The organism is Psychrobacter piscatorii (assembly GCF_904846415.1).
Taxonomy (GTDB): domain Bacteria; phylum Pseudomonadota; class Gammaproteobacteria; order Pseudomonadales; family Moraxellaceae; genus Psychrobacter; species Psychrobacter piscatorii.
The window spans coordinates 1-22,956 of the sequence record NZ_CAJHAR010000028.1 but is presented as its reverse complement, the minus strand read 5'-3'; the positions used below and the strand labels follow the sequence as shown (position 1 = coordinate 22,956).

Annotated in this window: 20 protein-coding genes and 1 pseudogene; 10 read left to right on the top strand and 11 right to left on the bottom strand. The window is 44.4% G+C overall.

What is annotated here, in order from left to right:
* Window positions 1–640 precede the first annotated feature (640 nt).
* Window positions 641–1,840, top strand: coding sequence for a sugar transporter (locus tag JMX83_RS11780; protein ID WP_227675839.1), 1,200 nt, complete (start codon window positions 641–643; stop codon window positions 1,838–1,840).
* A 57-nt stretch (window positions 1,841–1,897) separates the two neighbouring features.
* On the opposite strand, the gene arfB is transcribed toward JMX83_RS11780, so the two are convergent.
* The 6 genes from arfB to JMX83_RS11750 all read right to left on the bottom strand — a co-directional run bounded on the left by arfB (window position 1,898) and on the right by JMX83_RS11750 (window position 7,888).
* Window positions 1,898–2,311, bottom strand: a complete 414-nt coding sequence (gene arfB, locus JMX83_RS11775) for an alternative ribosome rescue aminoacyl-tRNA hydrolase ArfB (protein ID WP_201601991.1) — start codon at window positions 2,309–2,311, stop codon at window positions 1,898–1,900.
* 76 nt (window positions 2,312–2,387) lie between these two features.
* The gene (locus JMX83_RS11770) at window positions 2,388–3,242 is read right to left on the bottom strand and encodes an HpcH/HpaI aldolase/citrate lyase family protein (protein ID WP_201601988.1); all 855 of its coding nucleotides are present in this window, start codon (window positions 3,240–3,242) and stop codon (window positions 2,388–2,390) included.
* A gap of 216 nt (window positions 3,243–3,458) precedes the next feature.
* Entirely contained in the window at window positions 3,459–4,220 is a 762-nt protein-coding gene (locus JMX83_RS11765) for an SDR family oxidoreductase (RefSeq protein ID WP_201601985.1), read from the bottom strand.
* 46 nt (window positions 4,221–4,266) lie between these two features.
* Entirely contained in the window at window positions 4,267–5,049 is a 783-nt protein-coding gene (locus JMX83_RS11760) for an SDR family NAD(P)-dependent oxidoreductase (protein ID WP_201601982.1), read from the bottom strand.
* A gap of 3 nt (window positions 5,050–5,052) precedes the next feature.
* Window positions 5,053–6,060 carry an NADP-dependent oxidoreductase gene (locus JMX83_RS11755; RefSeq protein WP_201601979.1) on the bottom strand — a complete coding sequence of 336 codons (1,008 nt, stop codon included), beginning with the start codon at window positions 6,058–6,060 and terminating at the stop codon, window positions 5,053–5,055.
* A gap of 22 nt (window positions 6,061–6,082) precedes the next feature.
* Window positions 6,083–7,888: an acyl-CoA dehydrogenase gene (locus tag JMX83_RS11750; RefSeq protein ID WP_201601976.1), complete on the bottom strand. Its 1,806-nt coding sequence runs from the start codon at window positions 7,886–7,888 to the stop codon at window positions 6,083–6,085.
* Between the two features lie 272 nt (window positions 7,889–8,160).
* Between JMX83_RS11750 and JMX83_RS11745 the strand changes: the two genes are divergently transcribed.
* Complete coding sequence (locus JMX83_RS11745; protein ID WP_201601974.1) at window positions 8,161–9,171, top strand: GlxA family transcriptional regulator; 1,011 nt, start codon at window positions 8,161–8,163, stop codon at window positions 9,169–9,171.
* A gap of 25 nt (window positions 9,172–9,196) precedes the next feature.
* Here JMX83_RS11745 and JMX83_RS11740 read toward each other — a convergent pair whose 3' ends face one another.
* Window positions 9,197–10,477 (bottom strand): LD-carboxypeptidase, encoded by a 1,281-nt coding sequence (locus JMX83_RS11740; protein WP_201601972.1) that lies wholly within the window; start codon window positions 10,475–10,477, stop codon window positions 9,197–9,199.
* A gap of 236 nt (window positions 10,478–10,713) precedes the next feature.
* On the opposite strand from JMX83_RS11740, the gene JMX83_RS11735 reads away from it, so the two are divergent.
* Window positions 10,714–11,193 (top strand): YkvA family protein, encoded by a 480-nt coding sequence (locus tag JMX83_RS11735; RefSeq protein WP_201601970.1) that lies wholly within the window; start codon window positions 10,714–10,716, stop codon window positions 11,191–11,193.
* Between the two features lie 139 nt (window positions 11,194–11,332).
* Here the strand turns inward: JMX83_RS11735 and JMX83_RS11730 are convergent, their stop codons facing one another.
* Together JMX83_RS11730 and JMX83_RS11725 are read right to left on the bottom strand one after the other, a co-directional pair.
* Window positions 11,333–11,638, bottom strand: a complete 306-nt coding sequence (locus JMX83_RS11730; RefSeq protein ID WP_201602045.1) for a hypothetical protein — start codon at window positions 11,636–11,638, stop codon at window positions 11,333–11,335.
* A gap of 91 nt (window positions 11,639–11,729) precedes the next feature.
* Window positions 11,730–12,278, bottom strand: a complete 549-nt coding sequence (locus JMX83_RS11725) for a hypothetical protein (protein ID WP_227675837.1) — start codon at window positions 12,276–12,278, stop codon at window positions 11,730–11,732.
* A gap of 388 nt (window positions 12,279–12,666) precedes the next feature.
* Between JMX83_RS11725 and dnaQ the strand changes: the two genes are divergently transcribed.
* From dnaQ to nudC, 3 genes are all read left to right on the top strand, one after another.
* A complete protein-coding gene (gene dnaQ, locus JMX83_RS11720) occupies window positions 12,667–14,310 on the top strand; it encodes a DNA polymerase III subunit epsilon (RefSeq protein ID WP_201601969.1) in 1,644 nt (547 codons plus the stop codon).
* Window positions 14,311–14,456: 146 nt separating this feature from the next.
* Window positions 14,457–16,139 (top strand): hypothetical protein, encoded by a 1,683-nt coding sequence (locus tag JMX83_RS11715; protein ID WP_201601967.1) that lies wholly within the window; start codon window positions 14,457–14,459, stop codon window positions 16,137–16,139.
* A 131-nt stretch (window positions 16,140–16,270) separates the two neighbouring features.
* Complete coding sequence (gene nudC, locus JMX83_RS11710) at window positions 16,271–17,212, top strand: NAD(+) diphosphatase (RefSeq protein WP_201601965.1); 942 nt, start codon at window positions 16,271–16,273, stop codon at window positions 17,210–17,212.
* Between the two features lie 66 nt (window positions 17,213–17,278).
* Here nudC and JMX83_RS11705 read toward each other — a convergent pair whose 3' ends face one another.
* A complete protein-coding gene (locus tag JMX83_RS11705; RefSeq protein ID WP_201601962.1) occupies window positions 17,279–18,208 on the bottom strand; it encodes a DMT family transporter in 930 nt (309 codons plus the stop codon).
* 93 nt (window positions 18,209–18,301) lie between these two features.
* Between JMX83_RS11705 and JMX83_RS11700 the strand changes: the two genes are divergently transcribed.
* The 4 genes from JMX83_RS11700 to metK all read left to right on the top strand — a co-directional run bounded on the left by JMX83_RS11700 (window position 18,302) and on the right by metK (window position 22,780).
* The gene (locus JMX83_RS11700; RefSeq protein WP_201601961.1) at window positions 18,302–19,192 is read left to right on the top strand and encodes a LysR family transcriptional regulator; all 891 of its coding nucleotides are present in this window, start codon (window positions 18,302–18,304) and stop codon (window positions 19,190–19,192) included.
* Window positions 19,193–19,489: 297 nt separating this feature from the next.
* A complete protein-coding gene (locus JMX83_RS11695) occupies window positions 19,490–20,347 on the top strand; it encodes an RnfABCDGE type electron transport complex subunit B (protein WP_201601960.1) in 858 nt (285 codons plus the stop codon).
* 91 nt (window positions 20,348–20,438) lie between these two features.
* Window positions 20,439–21,134, top strand: coding sequence for an endonuclease III (nth, locus tag JMX83_RS11690; RefSeq protein ID WP_201601959.1), 696 nt, complete (start codon window positions 20,439–20,441; stop codon window positions 21,132–21,134).
* Window positions 21,135–21,613: 479 nt separating this feature from the next.
* Entirely contained in the window at window positions 21,614–22,780 is a 1,167-nt protein-coding gene (gene metK, locus JMX83_RS11685) for a methionine adenosyltransferase (RefSeq protein WP_201601958.1), read from the top strand.
* A gap of 78 nt (window positions 22,781–22,858) precedes the next feature.
* Here metK and JMX83_RS11680 read toward each other — a convergent pair.
* Window positions 22,859–22,956, bottom strand: a pseudogene (locus JMX83_RS11680) (IS1 family transposase); the annotation flags it as partial.

The window sequence follows — 22,956 nt, the reverse complement described above, 5'->3', positions numbered from 1 at the left end:
AATCAGGCACAAATGAGGTTGTCGGAGTACAGGCTCATGCGCTTTACCAAGGTTATTTTATATCGTGCTGGAAGTTGCAAGGTTTGCCACGCTGCCATGAGACGGTTGTCACGGACGGCGATAACAAAACTGTTAAACCCACGATAGTTCGTTCAATGATGATAGCACAACAGATAGCAGAAAATAAATACCGATATGTTTACTTATTTTTCAACGGTAAATGGTTGGGTTTTTAAATTAAAAGCACCTCATATTGAAGTTTAATTTTCTTTATTTGTTTCGTATTTTTCATTAAATCTCTTTTCCTAAGCCTTCCATGCTGAGCTTTGGGTTAACAATCCTTATCAAAAAACATCTTTTACAATCGACTTTGGCTTGCTATCTTGCCTCGCGACGCTTGTATTCCAAGAATACCTGCCCCACTTTGACTTATCACCCGCTGTATTAGGGCGTGTCCCTATTTTAAAAATGGTGATAAAAATGGCTCAATCGCAGGCAAACAAGGAAAATAGCTGGTTAATATCGAGATATTAACTAGCTATTTGAAGCCGTTTGTCAAAGATTTAGCCATTTTTGGCCCATTTAGTGATAAACGTTTGAATTAGGGACACGCCCTAGCACCTGCTTTATATTGGATTTTATGAAAAATAACATTGAGACGAGTGCAAACGCTCGCCGAACTCAGTATTTTCAAGTATTTTTGATGGGCGTTAGTGCCTTTATTATGAACACCACAGAATTTGTCCCTGTGGCACTCTTGAGCGATATCGCCCAAGATTTCTCTATCACCACAGCAGAAACGGGCTGGATGTTGACGCTCTATGCTTGGATTGTGGCAGCGATGTCATTGCCGCTGATGCTATTGACCAGTCGATTTGAGCGCAAACGATTGCTCTTGGGGCTGTTTGCCGTCTTTATTGCCAGTCATGTGCTATCTGTATTTGCATGGAGTTTTGACGTACTGCTCATTAGCCGAGTTGGGATTGCGCTGTCGCATGCGATATTTTGGTCCATCACAGCAGCAATCGCCATACGTGTGGCACCTGAAGGCAAGAAAGCCATGGCGCTGAGTGTGCTCGCGACTGGGACGTCGCTTGCGATGGTATTAGGTGTGCCGTTAGGACGCTTGGTTGGTCAGTGGTTTGGTTGGCGCGCGACATTTGGCGGCATTGGTGTCATTGCACTGGTGGTATTCATACTCCAAGCAAGGCTGCTGCCTACGCTACCCAGCATGTTTGAGGGGTCTTTTAGAAAAATTCCAGAATTACTCAAAAACCCACTATTGGTCTGCCTATATTTGCTTATCTTGCTCGTCTTTACCGCACACTATACAGCCTACTCTTATATAGAACCCTTTATGCGTCAGGTCGGTAATATCAGCGAAAATGCGGCTACTTTTGTGCTACTACTGTTTGGCGCGGCTGGGATTTTGGGCAGTGTGATATTTAGTCGTTGGGGTGATAGATATAACACCCAATTGATGCTGATATCTACGATACTAATACTCGTCTCTATGCTGACATTGCTGTTTGTCGTGACGTCTGTATGGGCGCTTAGTGTTAGTGCACTGCTTTGGGGCGCGGCACTCATGCTGCTGATTATCTCGATGCAGGCAAAAGTCATCATGGTCGATGTCAATGCACAAGACATGCTGATGTCGATGTTCTCAGGTATTATTAATTTAGGTATTGGTACAGGTGCGCTATTTGGTGGCTATGCAGTGACGCATATCTCGATATCAAGCGTGGGTTATGTCGGCGCGGCTATTGCGAGTATCGCTCTGCTCCTAATGTTATTTATGATAAAACGCTTCCCTGAATTGAGTCGGCGACTTGGTTAAGTGATAGTTTAATCGAATAGCTCTGTTTTAATAGCACAGCTTTTTAATAATACAGTTTTAAAAATCTACTTTACCGCGTAATGCTTTGGTCTTACCGCGCTGAGTTTTTTGATCTACCCGTTTGCGTTTGGCATTCCGACTTGGTTTGGTGGGCCGTCTGGTTTTGTTGACATGAGTGGCTTTATTGATAAAGCTTTGTAGCCTTTCAAACGCATCGATTTTATTGCGCTCTTGGGTACGAAGCTGCTGTGCTTTAATGATAAGTACGCCTTCTTTGGTGATTCGGCTGTCTTTACTGTCTAGCAATTGCTGTTTGTACGCATCACTCAAACTTGAGGTGTGAATATTAAAACGTAGATGGATGGCAGAAGAAACTTTATTGACATTCTGCCCGCCTGCGCCTTGTGCGCGTATGGCGCTGATCTCTACCTCATTATCATCGAGGCTAATATGGTTATTGATAAAAATCATAATGTGCTTTTATATACGAATAGATATGGTTCATGATAAAGCATTATAGATTTGTCTGCTACTTTGCTAATAACCGTTACCTGTCCAATAGTTGACGACTGCGCGCAATCACTGGCGCATCGACCATCTCGCCATCTATTTCAAATACTGCCTGCCCGCTTTTCTCATACTTTTCTATCACCCTCGTTGCAAACGCAAGCTCACGGTCTGTTAGCTGCAAGGCTTGATGAACGATCTCTACTTGCTTGGGATGAATACACAGCATCCCTGCCATACCCATTTGTGACCACAAATTTACTCGATTACTTAACCCTGACTCATCTTTAAAATCAGGATAAATGGTATCGATTGGCGGCGATAACTGGTGTACTTTTGAGGTCAAAATAAGCTGATAGCGAATCTGATTGGCAACTATCTCCGCTGATGGCGTCCCTACTTGTACTTGCAGATCATTACACAGATCCAAAAATCCATAGCTAAACGCGACCAAGCCTACTGATTTTGCCATGCTATCGATTTGGTATAGCCCGATGGCACTCTCTATCAAGGCGATTACAGGTAAATTGGTAAGCTGATGTACGCTTTCAATATCAGCTACTTGCTCGGCCTTAGCCAATAACACACCAGCCAAGTTAGGCATTCTCTGACAGAGTGCGATGTCTTTGAAAAACTCTTCGCTACCCGCTTTATTAATGCGCAGCCAAATCGGCTGATAAGTTTGCTTCGCATTTTGATCATCGTAGTAGTTTTTTAACGCCTCTCGAGCCTCCGCTTTGTCTTTCTTGGCAACGGCATCTTCCAAATCTACGATGACGGTATCTGCACCACTGGCAAAGGCTTTGTCTATCCTATCGATGCGAGTCGCTGGCACAAATAGCCATGTTTTATTTTGAGAAATAGTATTTATTTTATGATTGGTCAATGAGTCCATGATTCACTCCTTTTAATTATTTGGACTTATTATGCCACGGTGCCGCCTATTTTTGCTTCGCACTAGTAGCCCATTTAATGGCAAAGTACTCAGAATAGCTATGCGATTTATTAAAAATAAAGTCAAAAAAACCGCACGAAACGTAATCTCATGCGGTTTTGATAGTCACTTTTATTTTTCGAATCATTTTCTATAGATTGTTTTTTAGCTTGCTGATTAAGCCAACATACCACCATCGACAACGATAGTCGCGCCAGTCGTATAGCTTGACGCATCCGACACGAGATACAATACAGTACCAGCCATTTCATCAGGTTCTGCCACGCGCCCTAGCGGGATCGAATGTAGTGCCATTTTTAAGACTTTATCATTGGTGGTCAAAGCAGAGGCAAACTTGGTATCCGTCAGGCCTGGCAATAGTGCATTCACACGGATATTGAGTGAGCCACATTCTTTGGCAAAGGCTTTAGTCATGCTAATAACCGCCGCTTTGGTGATTGAGTAAATGCCTTGCTTATCGCCTGCCACTAATCCATTGACCGACGCAGTATTTAAGATAACACCGCCGCCTTGTTCTTTCATCATTTTGCCAGCGGCTGTTGACATAAAGAAGTAACCGCGAATGTTTACCTCAACCGTTTTATCAAAAGCGGCTAAGTCTGTATCTAAAATATGACCGTAATACGGGTTGGCTGCAGCGTTATTAACCAAGATATCAATTTGACCAAACTCACTTTTGATATGTTCAAAAACCGCGTCAATTTGCTCCATATCTCCTACATGACAGGCAAAGGCGCTGGCTTTATGACCGTCAGCTTTGATGCTATCTGCTACTGCTTGGCAAGCATCAATTTTGCGGCTAGAGACAATCACATGCGCGCCTCTTGAGGCCAGTAGACGAGCAATAGACTCACCAATACCGCGACTAGCACCTGTCACTAGGGCAACCTTACCGGTTAAATCAAATAAATCCTTCATCGTTATTCCTTATATTTTAAATATTCTATGACATTTTTCGTCAAAATTATGCCAACATGCCACCATCTAAAGTAAATGCGTGACCATTCATAAAGCTGCTCTCATCACTAGCCAACCATGCAATCGCGGCAGAAACCTCGTCCACCTCGCCCAAACGGCGCAGTGGACTGGCCTTAACGGTTGCTTGCTGCGCGCGTTCGTTCATCGTTGCCATCGTATTGCGTACCATTGGCGTATCAATAAAACTTGGACATACCGCGTTAAAACGAATATTGGCGCGTGCGTACTCGTGAGCCGCAGATTTGGTCAATCCCATTACGCCATGTTTGGCGGCACTATAAGCCGATAACATGGGCGCAGAACGTAGACCGGCAATAGAAGCTACGTTAATCACATGACCACCGCCATTCGGTATCATACAATTGACAGCAGCACGCATACAGTTCCAGACCCCTTTTAGATTGACGGCGATATTGCGATCAAAGTCATCATCGCTTAGCTCATGCATGGGTGAAGGCTTGTGGTCGATACCTGCGTTATTGACCACCACATCTAGGCCACCTAATGTCTCCATCGCGAAGTCAAACAATGCACGCACTTCATCACCGCTAGTCACATCTACCTTTCTAAAAGTGATGCTGTTGCCAGCCTCTTGACCTTGCTGGGCAACAGACTCACCCATTTCTTCTGCCATATCACCGATCACGACTTTAGCGCCGCGACTGGCCAATAGTAATGCGCTTGCGGCACCAATACCTGATGCGCCACCAGTGATCAAAATACGCTTACCCGTTACATCTGATGCAATTCCGTTTGTATTCAGTGTCATGATTTATCCCTCTACCTTAAGTACTAGTTTGCCGAAGTTTTCACCGTTAAAGAGCATCATAAGCGTGTCAGGGAACGTCTCGATACCCTCAACGATATGATCTTTTACTTTGATATCACCTGACTGGATCCAGCCAGCAATCTCTTTCATCGCGATTGGATATTCTTTGATATTATCAAACACCACGATGCCTTCCATACGAGCACGATTGACCAGTAGTGACAGATAATTTGATGGGCCTTTGACTGCTGTCGTGTTGTTATACTGACTGATAGCACCGCAAATAACGATACGAGCTCGTAGATTAATCTGAGTAAGCACGTCATTTAAAATATCACCGCCAACGTTATCGAAATAGACATCGACGCCATTTGGACAGGTTTTCTTGAGTGCTTTTTTGACGTCTTCGTTTTTGTAATCGATCGTCGCATCAAACCCAAGCTCATCGACTAAGAACTTGCATTTCTCGCTACCGCCTGCGATACCAACGACGCGGCAGCCTTTGATTTTGGCAATTTGACCGACCAAGCTACCAACAGCACCCGCAGCACCTGATACCACGACGGTCTCGCCTGCTTTTGGTTGACCTGTTTTTAATAAACCAAAATACCCAGTCATGCCCGGCATCCCAAGTACGCCTAGATAATAAGGTAGCGGTGCAAGATTTGGATCAACTTTGTGCAATCCTGTGCCATCACTGACCGCATATGACTGCACGCCATCGTGACCTGCAACATAATCCCCAACGGCAAATTTCTCATGCTTACTTTCAATCACTTCGCCCACAGTACCGGCGCGCATGACTTCACCAATTTGTACCGGTGCGATATAAGATTTGGCATCGTTTAGCCAACCACGCATCGCAGGATCGATAGAGATATAGTCAACTCTAATCAGTAATTGACCATCGGTGATGGTCGGTATTTCTGTCTCAGTATAATCCCAAGTTTCAGCACTTGGTTCGCCGACTGGTCTTGCTTTTAGTCGCCACTGCTTATTTATTGTTGTCATTGCTCTTTCCTTAGAGTTGTTCTTAAAACCAGTCCGCTTGCATATCAGTACAAACAGAATTGGTGTTGTTTAAAATTGCTATATCACGATTGATTAATGGTAGCTCCCAATCGATGAAGTATTTCGCTGCTTGTATCTTGCCTTTATAGAAATTCTGCTGTTCCACATCTTGAGTTGTACTTAGTAGTTGTTCGGCTTTACTTGCTTGGCGAATCCAAATCCAGCTCAGCACAATTGAGGCAAAAATATTCATCAGTGCTTGGGCATTACCAGTAAGGGTGATGGCTTCTTCTTTCTGCAGCACCTTGCTCAAATGCACCAGCACTTCATGTAAGTTACCCATATAAGGCGTGAGCTTACCCGCCAACTTGGCAGTCTCAGGCGTGGTGATATTTTCTAGATCTTGCGTGATTTCACGCTTCAATATTTGAATACCAAGACCACCTTTTTGCCACAATTTACGAAATGACAAATCTAATGCCTGTACGCCATTTGTACCTTCATGAATAGGATTGAGACGATTATCACGCCAAAACTGTTCGGCATGATATTCGCGCGTATAGCCAGCACCGCCCAAGACTTGAATACCCAAGTCATTGGCTTTCGGTCCATATTCAGACGGCCATGCTTTTAGCACTGGCGTGAGCAAATCTAACAGTTCTGTCAGCTCATTTTTTAGGGTGTCGTCTTCACAAGTATTGATACGGTCAATCAGGTTTGAGCCATACAAACACAGAGAGATTCCGCCCTCAGAATAGGATTTTTGCGCCAGTAACATGCGCTTGACATCACCATGCTGGATAATAGCAGTGGCATCGTCCTCAGGCTTGTTATTGGGTGCGATTCTGCCTTGCGTTCTGTCTTTGGCGTAATCGAGCGAATACTGATAACCGCGATAGCCAATCATCGCAGCGCCAAATCCAACCGCAATACGTGCCTCATTCATCATTTTGAACATATAACGCAGACCAAAATGCTCATCACCGATCAAATAACCATGACAATCGCCCGCGTCACCGAAGCTCAATGCCGTCGAGGTCGCCCCTCTATAACCAAGTTTATGAATTAGACCTGTCAAATGCACGTCATTGCGCTCGCCAACAGACATATCATCGTTCAAGCGATACTTAGGTACGGCAAATAAAGAGATGCCTTTTACCCCACTAGGACCACCGGGAATCTTGGCCAATACTAGATGGACAATGTTATCAGATAGCTCATGGTCCCCTGCTGAGATATAAATCTTGCTGCCTTTGACACGATAGGAGCCGTCGTCTTGTTTGACCGCGGTGGTTTTGATATCGGCAAGTGATGAGCCCGCGTGCGGCTCTGTCAGCGCCATGGTACCGGTGAACTCGCCTGTCAGCATGCGCGGCATAAAGGCGGCTTTGATATCCTCACTGGCAAAGTGCGAGATGACATTGATTGCTGCTGTCGTCAAAAATGGATAGGCCGTCGTTGATGGGTTGGCAGCCATAAAGTAGCCTGCCACGGCTGTCATCACCGTTTCAGGTAACTGCATACCGCCATCTTCAAAGCTGTAACGACCAGCGATAAAGCCCGACTCGCGAAACGCATCAAAAGCGACTTTGACATCGCTTATCATGCTGACTTTTTTGCCATCGAACTGCGGTTCGTTCTTGTCTGCCAGATGATTGTGCGGTAAAAATAAATCCGTCGCGATCTTATTTGCCGTATCTAATACCGCGTCGAAAGTTTCACGGCTGTGTTCTGAAAACTTTGCGTGCTCAGTGAGGGTTTGTGTTCCCAATACATCGTACAGCTGGAACGGTAATTCAAAGTCGTTGATAAGGGTATCTGCTGCCATAGTCGTCTCTTTTAATAAAATTCAAATATCGTCAATCATGAAAATCCGTTTATCTTACTGCCATCTGTAATGGCTTTATCTCTTCTATTTACTGCATCATTGAGAAGGCAAAACAAAGATCATAAATGCTTATCAATTGATATTAAGCTAATTTAACGCTTTGCCGTATTGTCATTTATGACATAATCATGGTCAAATAAGACAAAATTTTAAGAAAAATTCATTAAAAACACCCTGTTTTTAACAAGCGCATCTAAAGACACGAGAGACTTATGCCTTATTTCAAACCGTTTAAAGTAATCATTCTTGGCTTCGATGGTGTGCTTGGGAGCGTGCTCGCTGGCGCATTGGATTTATTTTCATTTACAGGGGTCAGCTGGCAGCGATTTTTAGATGAAGACGTAGAGCCTAGATTTAAGGTACAGATCGCAAGCTTGGGTGGCGGTGCTATCAGATGTAGTAATCGCTTAATGGTTCATGCCCATTGTGATATTAGAGATGTGATGGAGTGCGACTTGTTACTGGTGCCAACCATTGGCGATTCTATTGATAAGGTATTGAAGCAAAACAGCGAGCTACTCCCGCATCTCAAACGGCTGGCGAATACCAACGCGGATATTGCGAGTAACTGTAGCGGGGCTTTCTTTCTGGCGGAGGCAGGGTTGTTAGATCATAAAGTCGCCACGACTCATTGGGGCTATGCCAACAAATTTAAGACAGATTTTCCACTGGTGGACTTACAAGAAAACCAGTTTGTTACTCATTCAAGTAATGAGTCCGGCAATATATTTTGTGCAGCAGGCGGCAGTGCTTTTTATGACTTAGGATTGTTATTAATAGAGCGCTACTGCGGGCGGGAGATCTCTACACAGGTCGCAAAAACCCAGATTATTGATAGCAAACGAGGCAATCAGAATAGCTATACCAACGTGACTTTGCACAAGCCGCATTCCGATCAACTGGTCAAACAAGTTCAAGAGTTTATCGAACAAAACTTTCAGCAGCCAATACAAGTCAGTAGTTTGGCTGCCATGGTCAATATCACCCCACGTACCTTGAATAGACGCTTTCAAGCCAGCGTGGCGATGCGACCCGTTGAGTATATTCAGGCTGTCAGAATTGAGCAAGCCAAGCGCTTACTCGAGTTAGGCGATGTGACTATCAAATCCCTTGCCGATCAAGTCGGCTATGATGATATCTCTTCGTTCACCCGCTTGTTCAAACGTGCGACAGAATTAACGCCCAAAGAGTATCAAGACAAGTTTTCACGGCTGGCGATTTAAGATTGGTCGTTTCTACTATTAACGTTTAAACCGTCTGCCATAACCCTTCCACATTGATAGCATCGGCCTTGATAGTGGGATAATCGGTGAATGACAATTGATAGCCGCCCACTGTATTAGGAGTCAGCTGACAAGTCGCCCCAAGCGGAAAGCTGTGTTTTTTGCCGATATGACCGAAACGCATGCCACTATATATCGGTAATCCGGTCAGCTTATGCAATTGACGAATGACGGTGGCGACATCATAGCGCTTGTCATAGCTGTCCTCACCTGCACCAGACAATGCGCCAAATACAATCGCCTGTTGATCTTTAAACACACCAGCTAAATACAAGTCATACAGCATGCGTTCAATACGGTAAGCCTGCTCTCCCACATCCTCTAAGAACACAATACCGCACTCAATGCGCGGCAAATACTCACTACCTGCCAGCGCAGACACCACGCTCAGATTGCCACCCCAAATCGTACCAGTGAGCACTTTAGGCTCGCCTGCTGTGAGCATGGTAGGCAATTGCTGACTGGTTAGAGCGGCATCTTGTATGGTGATCGTGAGGTTAGGATTGGTTAGTGCTTGGGCGAACTGCCGACAGCTGATTTGATCAGGTGCTGTTTTGCCAAACTCGCTATAGAGCATCGGTGCCGCAAGCGAACTCATCGCCCCTTTTGCTAGTAGTGCACACTGAATCGCGGTCACATCACTGAACCCTGCGAGTATCGTGCCGCGCTCTTTCATAATACGTCCAAGAGTTACCCAGTCCACCATCGGCAGTATTCGCATTGCACCATAACCACCGCGCACACCCAGTAGCAGCTTTGGCGCTGCTATCGCTCCGGTCGCGAGGTTTTGGAAGTCACTGGCACGCTGCGAGTCCGTACCTGCAAAGCGCAAATACTGACGATTGGTAATATCAGGATTATTTATTTTAAACCCAGCACAGGCCATACGATCTAGTGCCAACTGATTGCGCTCATCACTACCGCCCACGTTGGAGCTGGCAAAAAGTCTGGTTTCAATCGTAGGCGCAATACAGCTTGTGGTTAGGGAGGTTTGTGCTGAGTGCTCATACAACAATTCAGTCGGCAGATCGTCTTTGGTCAGCTGCGAGCTATTATTAGACTCAATGGGACTAGCAGCCAATACGTGAGGAATACTTTGAGTCGCCAATGCCGCAGCACCTGCACCAACCCCTATTCGGCGCAAAAACTGCCGACGGTTTAGGCCAACACTAAGCTCATCAGCTAGGTTTGACTGTAGGTTTTTATCTTTTATTGACTGCTGGATGGACGGTGTTTTTGAACCCATACGTTGTTACTACCTATACATTTTTGTTTTTATGATTTATGCATTGTCACTTTTTGCAGCAGCGCACATCACAAATTACGCCGTCATACTCAAGCATTGTAACGCATCTTGCCAGCAGTCAAGTTACCCAAGCCTTTACCTATATTTACTTTTTCGCTACCGAGACACACAACATGGGGCGAGTATATTTGTTACTGTAGATACAAATTCATCGCAAATAAACAAAGGCAACAATTATGTTTACCAAGAAAAATGATAAAGAAAAAACACTTGTTTCTAATTTGAAATACTTGATTGGAAAAGAAGACAAACTTAAAGAAAAGCTAGAGGACAATAGCTACCTTGAACCTTTTAGCGATGACTTGATGCTATTTATGAGTCTTATCAAAGACTACTATAAAGGTGACTATCGTAAGATTCCTTTTAGAACCATTTCAGCTGGCGTGGTTGGGGCAATCTATACACTAAACCCTATTGACCTTATTCCAGACTCTATTCCGTTTATCGGTTATATCGATGACGCACTTGTGCTCAAATTTTGTTTAAAACAAGCCCAAAAGGATTTGCAAAAATATAAAGTATGGAAACAAGAGCAAGCGGATGCCAAAAATAAGTCAGTAGATGAAAAAGACACTGACAACATCAGTAACGATAAGACCAGCACTGATGAAGAAGATGATAATGAAACCAGTACTGATCTCAAAAAAGCTTCGTAACTATTTATGTCTTAATTGCTAACTCTTTAACAGCTAAAGAATTACAGTTTGAAAAAGCCACAGCCATTCACATTGGTTGTGGCTTTTTGTTTTTTTAATCAATCTGACGCTGAAAGGCTAAACCTCTAAACATCAGATTTTAATTCGGCACATCATAGCTTGCTTTTTCTGGATTGAGTCCGAACGAATACACAAAGGTTGCCACGAGGCTGTTGACAATAATAAATGGTAAATCGATCGCAGCATGACCAAGCGCATAGCGACCAATCAACCACGAAACAATCAGCATAACGATAAAAAACCCACCCAAGTACGCCAAAATGGCAGGATGCTTGAGATTATAAGGCTGGTCAGTCTTCGACTGCTTTTCTAATACATACGTTCTTATCGCCCAACCCGCGGCATAAGAAAACCCACCTAACACGACATAACTAAAAAAATTCATATAGCTTGACTCTACTGATTTAACGGCTTGTAGCAAGATCGTTTTGGACACATACGATTAATCATCAATGATGTCTATGAACAATACTTGTCTAATTACTCTCATTCACATTATCGATAATGATGTTGGCGTGTGGATTGGCCAATATATCGGTATTGACGTCGTCACACTCTACTCGGTAGATGGTATTAGCACCTCGGTAGATATAAGACAGATACTCACTGTCTAATAGTGGGTCGATATTGGCATAGGCAGGCTTGACATGCGCCAATACTAGCACTCGATCAGGACGTCCAATGACCGCATCGACATTGTCTGGATCAATAGAGAAAAACTGCGGTATGTCACTATTTTTAATCACTTCTAACGCTTCAGGCTCATCCCAGACACGCTTAGCACTTGCAGGCTCTTTCATCTGCATCACCCAAGCGCCTTCTTGTTGGCTAACCTTTATTTGCGCAGGCTCGTCTTGACTCACCGTATAACAACCTGCAAAGACAGATAAATCTGCTGCAACTTCGGTATCTGCTTGAGTACTGCTGTTATCACTACAGCCACTCAAAAGAAGCGCTGTGCTGGCCGTAGCACTGAGCATCAGATACGTCAGTCGCTTATAAAAAACATTTGAGCATAAAGACATAATAAATCTATCCTGCGGTCATGTATGGGAGACTTGCATTGAGCGCGTTGTTATAAAAAAACTATCAAATAGCTACCTACAAATATTTTCTGTGGATAGTATTGTGACAAATGTGACAAAGACAGCGCGCTGATATTGGCTTCTTTAAAAGCATTTTCGCGAAAAAATAAACGTTTTTTAGCGAACCAAGCTATTTTAACAGAAAACAATCAGGTTACTATTGTGTTATGCGTTGCCATCGCTGGTTTTGCGATTTTGTGCGTCACGACCACCCATATTTACGATAGATTTGTTATACTCACAGCGGTATTAGCATCGTTCAATTAGCATGAGCGCAATGCTCTAATATTACTTTTATGCTTACTATTTATTAGGTTTATACATTTCTATGTCAGACAACCGTAACGCCATGCCATACTCTAATACAAGCAACGCAACTGATCCGTTAGCCGCCAAGAAAAACACAACGGTAGCGTATACTGACGGTGCCTGCAAAGGCAATCCCGGCGCTGGCGGTTGGGGCGCGCACCTCATATTTAGCGATGGTAGCACGCAGGATTTATATGGCGGTGATACGGAAACCACCAATAATCGCATGGAGCTCATGGGTGCGATACAAGCCCTAACACACAGCTCACATGAGCAAAAACTTGAGATCTGGACAGACTCCAGCTACGTCCAAAAAGGCATCACCGAATGGATTGAAGGCTGGAAGAAAAAAGGCTGGAAAACAGCCAGTAAAAAGCCGGTCGCCAATCAAGACCTTTGGCAACAATTGGATAAGCTATGTCAACAGCGTGATGTTGATTGGCATTGGGTTAAGGGTCACGCTGGACATGCCGGTAATGAAAAAGCAGATGAACTGGCAAACTTAGGAGTTACGTCAAACAGTGGTCACTCCTCTATGATAAAAGAATCTGTAACACAAAAACCTGTAATAAAAGAATCAGACGCACCTAAAAAAAAAGACCACATAGCGACTGATAAAAAACCTGTCACCGATGATGATTGGCTAAAGTTTGACCCATTGGGTCTAGATATGGTAGATGACGAGTTTGATGAGGATGTGTCAGAAGATGAGTTACTAATCAATGACAGTCACCATAGCCATGAAGAACGTATGATGAATGATGATGTCATGGTAGAGACTGCCCACTATCAAGACAATGCACCCAAAACGATGAGTAACAAAGCCATGCCAGAAGCCCAAACACCCATGAATGATACCGTCATGACTAGTGATATCCCACCTATAGATACTGATGCACCCAAGTTTGATGGGGATACTAGCCGTGCCAATCCTCATTTCAAACCGCTATTGCCAAAACCGATACATCGTCATGAAGCAAATCGTCAGCTCATCATGGATACAGAGACCACAGGACTTGACGCACTAAAGGGCGACCGTGTCATCGAGGTCGGTATTGTTGAGATGGTTGGGCGTAAATTTACTGGTGAAAAACTACACGTTTATATCAATCCGCAGCGCGGCATGGATGATGATGTTATTCGCATTCATGGTATCTCTGAGGCATTTTTGGCCGACAAGCCTACTTTTGATCAAGTTGCTCAGTCATTATATGACTTTATGGATGGTGCTGAGATTATCGCTCACAACGCCACCTTTGATATGAACTTTCTCAACATGGAGTTTGCTAAGGTCGGTCTAAATGACTTTGCTGAGCGCGTACAAGTGACCGATTCACTGGTCATGGCAAAGCAGCAGTACCCCGGACAAAAGAACACGTTGGACGCCCTCGTACGTCGTCTGGACGTTGGTAAACAAGACCGTACTTTTCACGGGGCTTTACTTGACTCAGAGATTTTAGCCGAAGTTTATTTGGCGATGACTGGTGGACAAGTGACGCTCGCCATTGAAGAGGACACGCAATCAGATGGTGGGCAGACTGCCCATGCCAGCTTTGCTAATTTGGCCAATTTATTGCTAGCGTCGACGTCAGATGAGACTACCAATCAAAGCTGGTACGCCTCTCTTGCAGAGGACTACCCTCAGCTAAAAGCCAATATGTAGCTGCTATATCAATCCTGCATTACACTGACATTTATACAATATAATCTTGATTATTGTCATATAAAGCGTTAAAACATCACTAACACCTATTTTTTGATATTTTTATACCATTGCTAATCTCATCAGTACATTATGGAAAAATACTTATGGACCAGTCTGCGCAAATGAAGTTAACCGCCCCAACGCTTAGTGTTACTGATTTTAACCTGCCATCACTTCACTTATTACATGATGAGGTTATCGCAACGCTTAAAGATACTGAGATTCATCTGAGCGAGTTCAATGATGATAGTAGCCAAGCGCCTTTATTGGCAGATTCTATTGATGTGCTAAAGCAGCTGTCTTGTATTTTTAAACTGATTTCTCTTGTCGGTGCAGAAGTGTTAAACAATGCGATCGTCGATGGTTTGCAGCGCCTTTATGATAGTGGCGATAATCATGATACCGCGCTTATCATGGATTTATCAGAAGCAATCATGACTCTAGATCGCTATGTCGAGTTTGTCTTATTGACTGAGTCGGTAGAGCCGACTTTGTTATTGCCCGTGGTTAACAAGCTCAATGCTCATGTGCAAAAAGCGCCCATCACCGTAGAGTCTTTTTCTGCTTTTGGTAGCAGTAGCGTCATCATTGCCAACCCTGAAAAAAACTTCGAACCCCTAAGCACACTTAACCTAGACACAGAGCTGCTAACTTACGCTTATCGTAGTGGTCTTGGCGTTGTCCTACTCAATCAAGATGGCAACATCAACTCAAACGATCAGCAAAAACTCGATGCCATGAGTGCTGCCTGTGCGTTGATCGCAGCAAATACCAACAGTCTGTTTTGGCAGGCAGCGACTACTGCCGTGACCGATATCGCAGCGGTCTTGCCATTGAACTTGAGCCAAAAGCACACGCTGATTTACTTAGAGCAGCAATTTCAAAGTTACTTACCAGTGATGGATACGCGTTTTGCAGACTTGGTCAATTTTGCCTGTCAGCGTGATACGGTTGAGGCGCAGCAACTTCGTGAGCAGTATGCAAGCAACCATCTAGAAGGTGCTCAGCTTGAGGAGATGAAGCGTTTCTTATTTGGTCCCAATCGCGCGCTGACCGATACGTTGAACGATATCATTCAATCTCAAATTAATACCATCAAAGAAAATGTGGACAGCTATGCCCGCGGCGACTCCATCAATCCTGTTGATATGCAAACTGCCCAGATCATTGAAGAGTTGACTGAACTGAGCTCAGCCTTACGTTTGCTAGGGCTGTCCAATGCAGCTGATAGCCTTAGCACAGCGGCAAGTGCGGTCAGCCGTTGGCAGGCGCCTTCGCCGGATGATTTTGATCACTTGCTACTGGCATTGATGCATGCAGAGAACGCTACGATTGCAATGGCAGAGATGCATACCCCAGGGGCGATTTATTTACCACTGAATAACCAACATATCTCATTGCATCAGCTCAATACAGCAAACGATACCTTAATACAAGAAAGCCGTACCGCCATTGCCAGTGCCGAACAAGCCATCAATGACTATTTGGCAGAGCCTGAGCGCGACATGCTTAATATCCAAAATATACCGGGAATGATGCGCCAAGTAGCAGGCGCATTGCGCTTTTTACAGTTACCAACACCTGCTAGTATGCTTGGTCAATTAGCCATTTATATCGAAAAACGCATAGAGAGTGGACGACGTATCGAAGACGATACACTGGCTTATATTGCTGATGTTATTATGGCAGTCGATCATCATCTGGATGGTTTTGAGAACAATCGCCCTGTCAGCAAACAAGCACTTGACGTTGGCCAGCAAAGCTTGAGTCACCTACTTGCGGCTTAGTACTGCTTGCACAGGTTTTATCGTCGCCATTTTGTCATTTTGCGGCGATGAAATTTAATCGGAATACTTCACGTTAAATAAGTCTGTATCTAAGTCGATACAGATTTGCTTCAAACCGTTTGGAATTTTTTATGGCCCATGCTTTTATATTGAGTGATGACACCGTTTTATGCCGTCAAATGCCAGATGGTTGGTGGCCATTACAAATCCAACTACCACAGAGTAGTACTGGTTCAGACGAGCAAGCTTATCAAGTCGGTCACGTGACGCTACATGAGAGTCTATCGCCAAATCATTGGCAATCTGATGATAATAATATTAGTAGCCTTTCATCTGATTTGATCAGTCACAACAATGACCAAACTTTCACTGCGCCGTCCACTACTGCCATGACTTATGATTACGCAGTCGCTCATAACGTGACGCTGCCTATCATCGCCGAAAGCAGTACTGATACGTTTGTTCCTTATCGACAGCTGATGCTCCACCTGCCTGTCGCCCTATCGGATCAGATTAGCCAAGCAATACAGTTGCTAAGGTGGCAGGCAGATACGCAGTTTTGTAGTCGCTGTGCCAGTCCTACCGTACATGCTGACCAAGGCGAGCGTGCCATGGTTTGTCCAGTATGTCAGCTGCGCCAGTATCCTCGCGTGCAGCCGTGCGTGATTACCGCTATCACTCGCTCAAACCCAGTGTCAGGTGAGACGCAGATCTTACTCGCGCACCACCATCGACACGGACAGCAAAAACTGCCGCCCATGTATGGTTTGATCGCAGGGTTTGTTGAGGTCGGTGAAAACCTAGAGCATGCAGTGGTACGTGAAGTGGCAGAAGAGGTCAATATCAGCGTGGCAGATATTCGCTATGTGAGTAGTCAGCCTTGGCCGTTTCCCTCCAACTTAATGCTTGGATTTCGTGCCTCTTATGCCAGTGGCGATATTATCATTCAAGAAGACGAGCTAGCGCATGCTGACTTTTTTGATCTCTCTAACCTGCCCAAGATTCCACCAAAAGGCAGTATCGCTCGAGAATTGATCGATCAGATTGCCAAAGAACAAGGCATCTTATTATAAAATTCAATAGCACTGACACTGGCAGCTCATTTTAGCTGGTAATGTCAGTGCCTACTGCGTCTTACTTTAGACATTATGCACAGTCAGACGCTGATGTTGCCATTTGACGAGTCTAGGTATCAATAGCCCTGCAATCACAATCGCCATGCCTAATAATTGCAAAGCGGTCACTTGCTGACCGTAAGCAAAGGCAGTGAGCGCAGCAAATACGGGTACAAAGTTAAAGAATAATGACGCATTAGCAGCGCCCAACTGCTTAACGCCAGAGATCCACAATAGATAACCGCCAACTGTGCCGAAGACGCCAATAAATATCAGGTCACCAAAGACACTGCGACTGATGGCTAAGCTTTCTTGCAATGGATGAACGTCTGCACTAAATAGCACCATGAGCGATATCACCCCAAGACCGGACAGCATACCAACCAAGGTATAAGGAATCATTGGCATCCATCGGCTGATTCCTTGGGTCAGATAAGTATAAAGACTCCAGCACAGCATGCCTAAAAAGATCATTTGATCGCCGTGGTTAAATTCAAACCCTAGCAGTTTGGCAAATGCGCCATCGGTCAGTACCAGCAGTACTCCAGAGAGACAAACCACCAAACTAAACAGCGCGCCTTTGGTAGGAAACTGGCGCTGCGCTATAGAGCCAATCAAAGAGGTCACCAGCGGGCTAAGCGCCATAATCAAAGCACCATTGTTAGCATTGGTCTGTTCAAGCCCAGTAAACAAACCCAAGTTCAAGCCGCCAACACCGATGATAGATACACCAATCGCCCACGCCCATTGTTTGGGTATGAGATTAGGGATTGGCATATGTTTATATTTTGTATAAAGATACAGACACACCGAGGCAATGCTAAAACGCCACATGACTAAGGTTAATGCATTGACCTCGCCCAAGGCATGCTTGCCAACAGGAAAGGATGCGCCCCAGAGAAACGTACACAGTAATAAATATAGGACGGCGGTGGTGTTCGCTGAACGACTCATATTACATCCAAAAAACTTGCGAAAAGATAACCACCAGTGTATATATTTTAAATACGGTATAAACAAGCAATAACGAGAGCATAGATTCCGAATATGAAATTTAACTACTCCCTCGATGACATGCGCAGTTTTTGCGCGGTTGTCCGATACGGCAGCTTTCGCCAAGCCTCTATGATGCTTGATATGCCACTATCGACATTGAGTCGCCGCGTTGCCAAACTAGAAGCAGATCTGGCACTTAGGTTGCTCAATCGCAACGCGCACCGTGTACAATTGACCCATGCAGGACAACAGTATTATAAAAGCAGCGCCCATCTGTTTGATGAATTAGAAAACGTCGCATTTTGCTTACTACAAGATAAAAATGAGGCCAAAGGCACAATCAGAATCAGCGCCCCTGTCAATTTTGGTAGTGATATTTTAGCGCCGCATTTCAATGCTTTTTTAAAACAATATCCAGATATCCATTTAGATTTGCGTCTGTCAAATCAAACTATTGATATTGACGCGCAAGCTATTGATATCGCTTTTCGTATTGGCGAACACAGTGCCGATCATTGGATTGGACGGCAGCTGACCAATATTCGCTTTATCATTTGTGCAGCCAGCGATATCGATGTATCCGATATCCAAACGCCCAATGATTTGGCAGGCTACCCTACGGTGTTGTGCACCCCTATGTCTACTTGGCATCTACAGCATCGTACGACAGGCGAGGTACAGACGCATCAGCCAACAAACAATATACGTCTAAAGGTTGATAATATTAGTTTACTAACACAAGCTATTGCGGATGGTATTGGTCTAGGTTTCATCCCCGATTATGATGCACAGCCTTTGATTACATCAGGCGGTTTGCAACAAGTATTGCCTGATTGGAATAACCAACCTAGAGGCTGCCAGATGCTCTATCGCGACCGTGATAACATGCCGCATCGCATGCATCTATTGATTAATTTTATCCTCAAGCGTTTTGGTAAGTAGACATTCCAAAAGCGCTCACCGTTTTCAGAATAAATGCATCACGATATGATTGCTCTTATACTTTAACGTTATAGACTAGGTTTTTGACGCTGATGTTTTACGGCTTTAAATGTGTTAATCTTCGCAGCGCAACAGCGATCAACACGTCTGGGTCATTGACTATTTGACATAGAACGTCAGTACAAAAACCCATAATTTGCCTATAGAATATGCAATGAATAGTCACTTATCTAACTAGCCACTGACAGACATAAGTGACAATCGCTAATGATGACCGATACTAAGGCCAGTAATACCATGTCCCAGACCGACACCTATCCTCAAAGTACTGAACAGACACGCTTGGCAGACTTACCGATCTTGTTTAAGTCGCTGCACATTGACACTCTGCCAAATGATGTACAAGAAAAAATTGCACAAGTTGACGCTTGTCTGCCGCAAACGCAATGCGGACTTTGTGAGCATCCAGATGGTTGCTTGCCATATGCAGCTGCTATCGTATTAGATGGTGAACCGTACAATAAATGTGTGCCTGGCGGTCAATCCGTGACCGATGCGATTGCTCAGACAATTGGGGTAGATACTCATCTGACAGCCGCGCCATCACAATGGCCGATAGACATGACATCAGGACGCCCAACTGAGGTTCGTGCTGTGATTCGTGAAGACGACTGTATCGGCTGTACCAAATGTATTCCGGCTTGCCCAGTGGATGCTATTGTTGGTACTGGCAAACACATGCACACGATTTTTACCGATTTGTGCACAGGCTGTGAGCTATGTATCGCACCCTGCCCTGTTGACTGTATCGACTTGGTCGTTGTCGAGCGCGAGCTTTCTCCCTTTGAGAGAGTAGCCGAACAAGAAGATTTGAGACAACGCTACCACACGCATCTCAAACGCGTAACAGAACAATTGGCTGATACCAGCAATAGCAAACCTGTGGTCAGCATGGTAGAGGCCAAGCTCAACAATGCAGCGAGCCAATCACTAAATATCAGCGAAGCACAAGCAAAGAATACCATTGCAACGGCTAAGCTACGTACCAAAATCAAAAAACTAGAAAAGCAGCTCAGCGTGCGCGCCAATGATAAAAAACAAATGGAGCTTGAATCCTTGCAAGCAGAGCTCGAATCATTACAAGTAACGCTTTGATTACGTGATTGATACTTTAATAACTCATATAAATGCCATCGCTAGCATATAATTTTGCAACACCACTCACTAAAATAATAGTTAAAACACCATGAGTAAAACGGTCAAACACAAAACAGCCGATACACCGCCCTCTAGAAGAATGCCCAACCGCGATGTGCGTCCATTTTTTGAAAAGCTAGCGGCGACGATTGACGAGCCAGTCACAGAATTAAACTACCAAAGTAATTTTGAGCTCCTCATTGCGGTTATCTTATCTGCACAAGCGACTGATGTGAGCGTTAATATTGCCACCCAGCAGTTGTACCCCGTGGCTAATACGCCTGAATCTATACTGGCATTGGGCGAAGACGGTCTAAAAGCTTATATCAAAAATATTGGCTTATATAATGCCAAAGCAAAAAATGTCATAAAAACTTGTCGTGATTTGATTGAAAAGTTTGATAGCACCGTCCCTGACAACCGCAAAGATCTAGAATCATTGGCTGGTGTGGGGCGTAAAACTGCCAATGTAGTGTTAAATACTGCCTTTGGTCAGCCAACCATGGCGGTCGACACGCATATTTTTCGCGTAGGCAATCGCACAGGCCTCGCCACTGGTAAAAACGTACTTATCGTCGAAAACAAACTGGTCGAGCGTATCCCAGATGATTTTATCGTTGATGCGCATCATTATCTTATTTTGCATGGGCGTTATACCTGCCAAGCGCGTACGCCAAAATGCGGCACATGCCCTGTCTATGAAGAGTGCATGTTTAAAGATAAAGCGACCTTTTTAGAACTATAACGTAACGACAATCCTGTCTCAAAGGCAAACTTGTGTAGCCATGAACTGGCAAGTGCCTACGTTTTACTACAGTGAATCACTTGTTGAGCATTTCTTATATTATAGCAAGTGCTGCTCACTAGAGTTTTATAACGTTTCAGGGTAGAATAACCCTATTTTGCGTTAAGAGATTTTGGCAATTACCCCGCTTCTGATAAGGCAATCTGCACACTGACAGTAGCCTATTAGAGCGAACATTGACCTAACTCTCTACTGCCATAGCTATAAAAGCTTATTATCATTGCTCCATATATGAGTTGGTTGAATGATAGTAGGCCTAGATTTTAGCCAAATTGATGACAAAAACTTTGTTCAACACCGATTTTTAGCATTGAGAAACACCGATTATCTGCCGCGTAAATGCGTGGTCAACATTAATTAGAGCAGCACCTAAAGTGTTGCTTTTCCTACCTTTATTGATTCAATTAAGCGATCCCATTATGCGTGAATACAACTTATTTACCTCCGAATCTGTGAGCGAAGGCCATCCTGATAAAATGGCTGATCAAATATCAGACGCCATCCTTGATGCTATCTTACGTGAAGACTTACACGCACGTGTGGCCTGCGAAACTTTAGTAAAAACAGGCGCGGTGATACTTGCCGGTGAAATTACCACAACTGCCAATATCGATTTAGAACGTCTGGTGCGTGACACGGTCAACGGCATCGGTTATCACCATTCAGACCTAGGTTTTGATGGTGAAACCTGTGCGGTTATCAACATGCTAGGTAAGCAGTCTCCTGAAATCGCGCAAGGTGTCGATCGTAGCGACCCTGAAGAGCAAGGTGCAGGTGACCAAGGTTTAATGTTTGGTTATGCCAGTAATGAAACTGATGTATTGATGCCAGCCCCTATTGAATATGCCCATCGTTTGATGGAGCGTCAATCTGAGCTACGCCGCGCAGGCGAGCTACCTTGGCTCCGTCCCGATGCCAAAGCACAGGTCACCTTAAAATATGATGGCAACCGTCCTGTCGCTATCGATGCTGTTGTATTATCCACACAGCATGACCCAAGTATTGCGCAGTCTGATCTACAAGAAGCGGTGATGGAGTCTATCATCAAACAAGTACTCCCAGCTGACCTATTACATGCGGGTACACGCTACCATATCAATCCAACAGGTAAGTTTGTTATTGGTGGTCCAGTTGGTGATGCAGGTTTGACGGGTCGTAAAATCATCGTTGATACTTACGGCGGTATGGCGCGTCATGGTGGCGGCGCATTCAGTGGTAAAGATCCCTCAAAAGTAGATCGCAGTGCTGCTTATGCCGTACGTTATGTGGCCAAAAACATCGTCGCAGCAGGTCTTGCTGATCGCTGTGAAGTACAAGTGAGTTACGCGATTGGGGTTGCTGAGCCGACTTCTATCTCGGTCAACACCTTTGGTACGAGCAAAATCAGTAACGATGAGATCATTCGCCTGATTCGTACTCATTTTGATTTGCGTCCTTATGGCATCACTCGTATGTTGAACCTGTTACAACCAATGTATCAGCAGACGGCTACCTTTGGACATTTTGGTCGTCAAGGCTCAGAAACTGCCTTTACTTGGGAAAAAACAGACAAAGCTGATATCTTAAAAGCAGACGCTGGTTTATAAGAGTCATTACGTTGAATCATTTACAAACCGTCTTTATATACTAAAATTATCGGTGGTGTTCTAAAAAGTATGCTGGCATCAGACGTAGCCATAATTGACATAAAAGAACACCAGATCAAACACTTTTAAGTGATTATCGAGCTTCTTAGAGAAACAACAGGTTCTTCTAACGGCTC

Excerpts from the sequence above, each read along its gene's own strand:
- JMX83_RS11780 (WP_227675839.1), top strand. The coding sequence starts at position 641 with ATGAAAAATAACATTGAGACGAGTGCAAACGCTCGCCGAACTCAGTAT.
- arfB (WP_201601991.1), bottom strand. The coding sequence starts at position 2,311 with ATGATTTTTATCAATAACCATATTAGCCTCGATGATAATGAGGTAGAG.
- JMX83_RS11770 (WP_201601988.1), bottom strand. The coding sequence starts at position 3,242 with ATGGACTCATTGACCAATCATAAAATAAATACTATTTCTCAAAATAAA.
- JMX83_RS11765 (WP_201601985.1), bottom strand. The coding sequence starts at position 4,220 with ATGAAGGATTTATTTGATTTAACCGGTAAGGTTGCCCTAGTGACAGGT.
- JMX83_RS11760 (WP_201601982.1), bottom strand. The coding sequence starts at position 5,049 with ATGACACTGAATACAAACGGAATTGCATCAGATGTAACGGGTAAGCGT.
- JMX83_RS11755 (WP_201601979.1), bottom strand. The coding sequence starts at position 6,060 with ATGACAACAATAAATAAGCAGTGGCGACTAAAAGCAAGACCAGTCGGC.
- JMX83_RS11750 (WP_201601976.1), bottom strand. The coding sequence starts at position 7,888 with ATGGCAGCAGATACCCTTATCAACGACTTTGAATTACCGTTCCAGCTG.
- JMX83_RS11745 (WP_201601974.1), top strand. The coding sequence starts at position 8,161 with ATGCCTTATTTCAAACCGTTTAAAGTAATCATTCTTGGCTTCGATGGT.
- JMX83_RS11740 (WP_201601972.1), bottom strand. The coding sequence starts at position 10,477 with ATGGGTTCAAAAACACCGTCCATCCAGCAGTCAATAAAAGATAAAAAC.
- JMX83_RS11735 (WP_201601970.1), top strand. The coding sequence starts at position 10,714 with ATGTTTACCAAGAAAAATGATAAAGAAAAAACACTTGTTTCTAATTTG.
- JMX83_RS11730 (WP_201602045.1), bottom strand. The coding sequence starts at position 11,638 with ATGAATTTTTTTAGTTATGTCGTGTTAGGTGGGTTTTCTTATGCCGCG.
- JMX83_RS11725 (WP_227675837.1), bottom strand. The coding sequence starts at position 12,278 with ATGTCTTTATGCTCAAATGTTTTTTATAAGCGACTGACGTATCTGATG.
- dnaQ (WP_201601969.1), top strand. The coding sequence starts at position 12,667 with ATGTCAGACAACCGTAACGCCATGCCATACTCTAATACAAGCAACGCA.
- JMX83_RS11715 (WP_201601967.1), top strand. The coding sequence starts at position 14,457 with ATGGACCAGTCTGCGCAAATGAAGTTAACCGCCCCAACGCTTAGTGTT.
- nudC (WP_201601965.1), top strand. The coding sequence starts at position 16,271 with ATGGCCCATGCTTTTATATTGAGTGATGACACCGTTTTATGCCGTCAA.
- JMX83_RS11705 (WP_201601962.1), bottom strand. The coding sequence starts at position 18,208 with ATGAGTCGTTCAGCGAACACCACCGCCGTCCTATATTTATTACTGTGT.
- JMX83_RS11700 (WP_201601961.1), top strand. The coding sequence starts at position 18,302 with ATGAAATTTAACTACTCCCTCGATGACATGCGCAGTTTTTGCGCGGTT.
- JMX83_RS11695 (WP_201601960.1), top strand. The coding sequence starts at position 19,490 with ATGTCCCAGACCGACACCTATCCTCAAAGTACTGAACAGACACGCTTG.
- nth (WP_201601959.1), top strand. The coding sequence starts at position 20,439 with ATGAGTAAAACGGTCAAACACAAAACAGCCGATACACCGCCCTCTAGA.
- metK (WP_201601958.1), top strand. The coding sequence starts at position 21,614 with ATGCGTGAATACAACTTATTTACCTCCGAATCTGTGAGCGAAGGCCAT.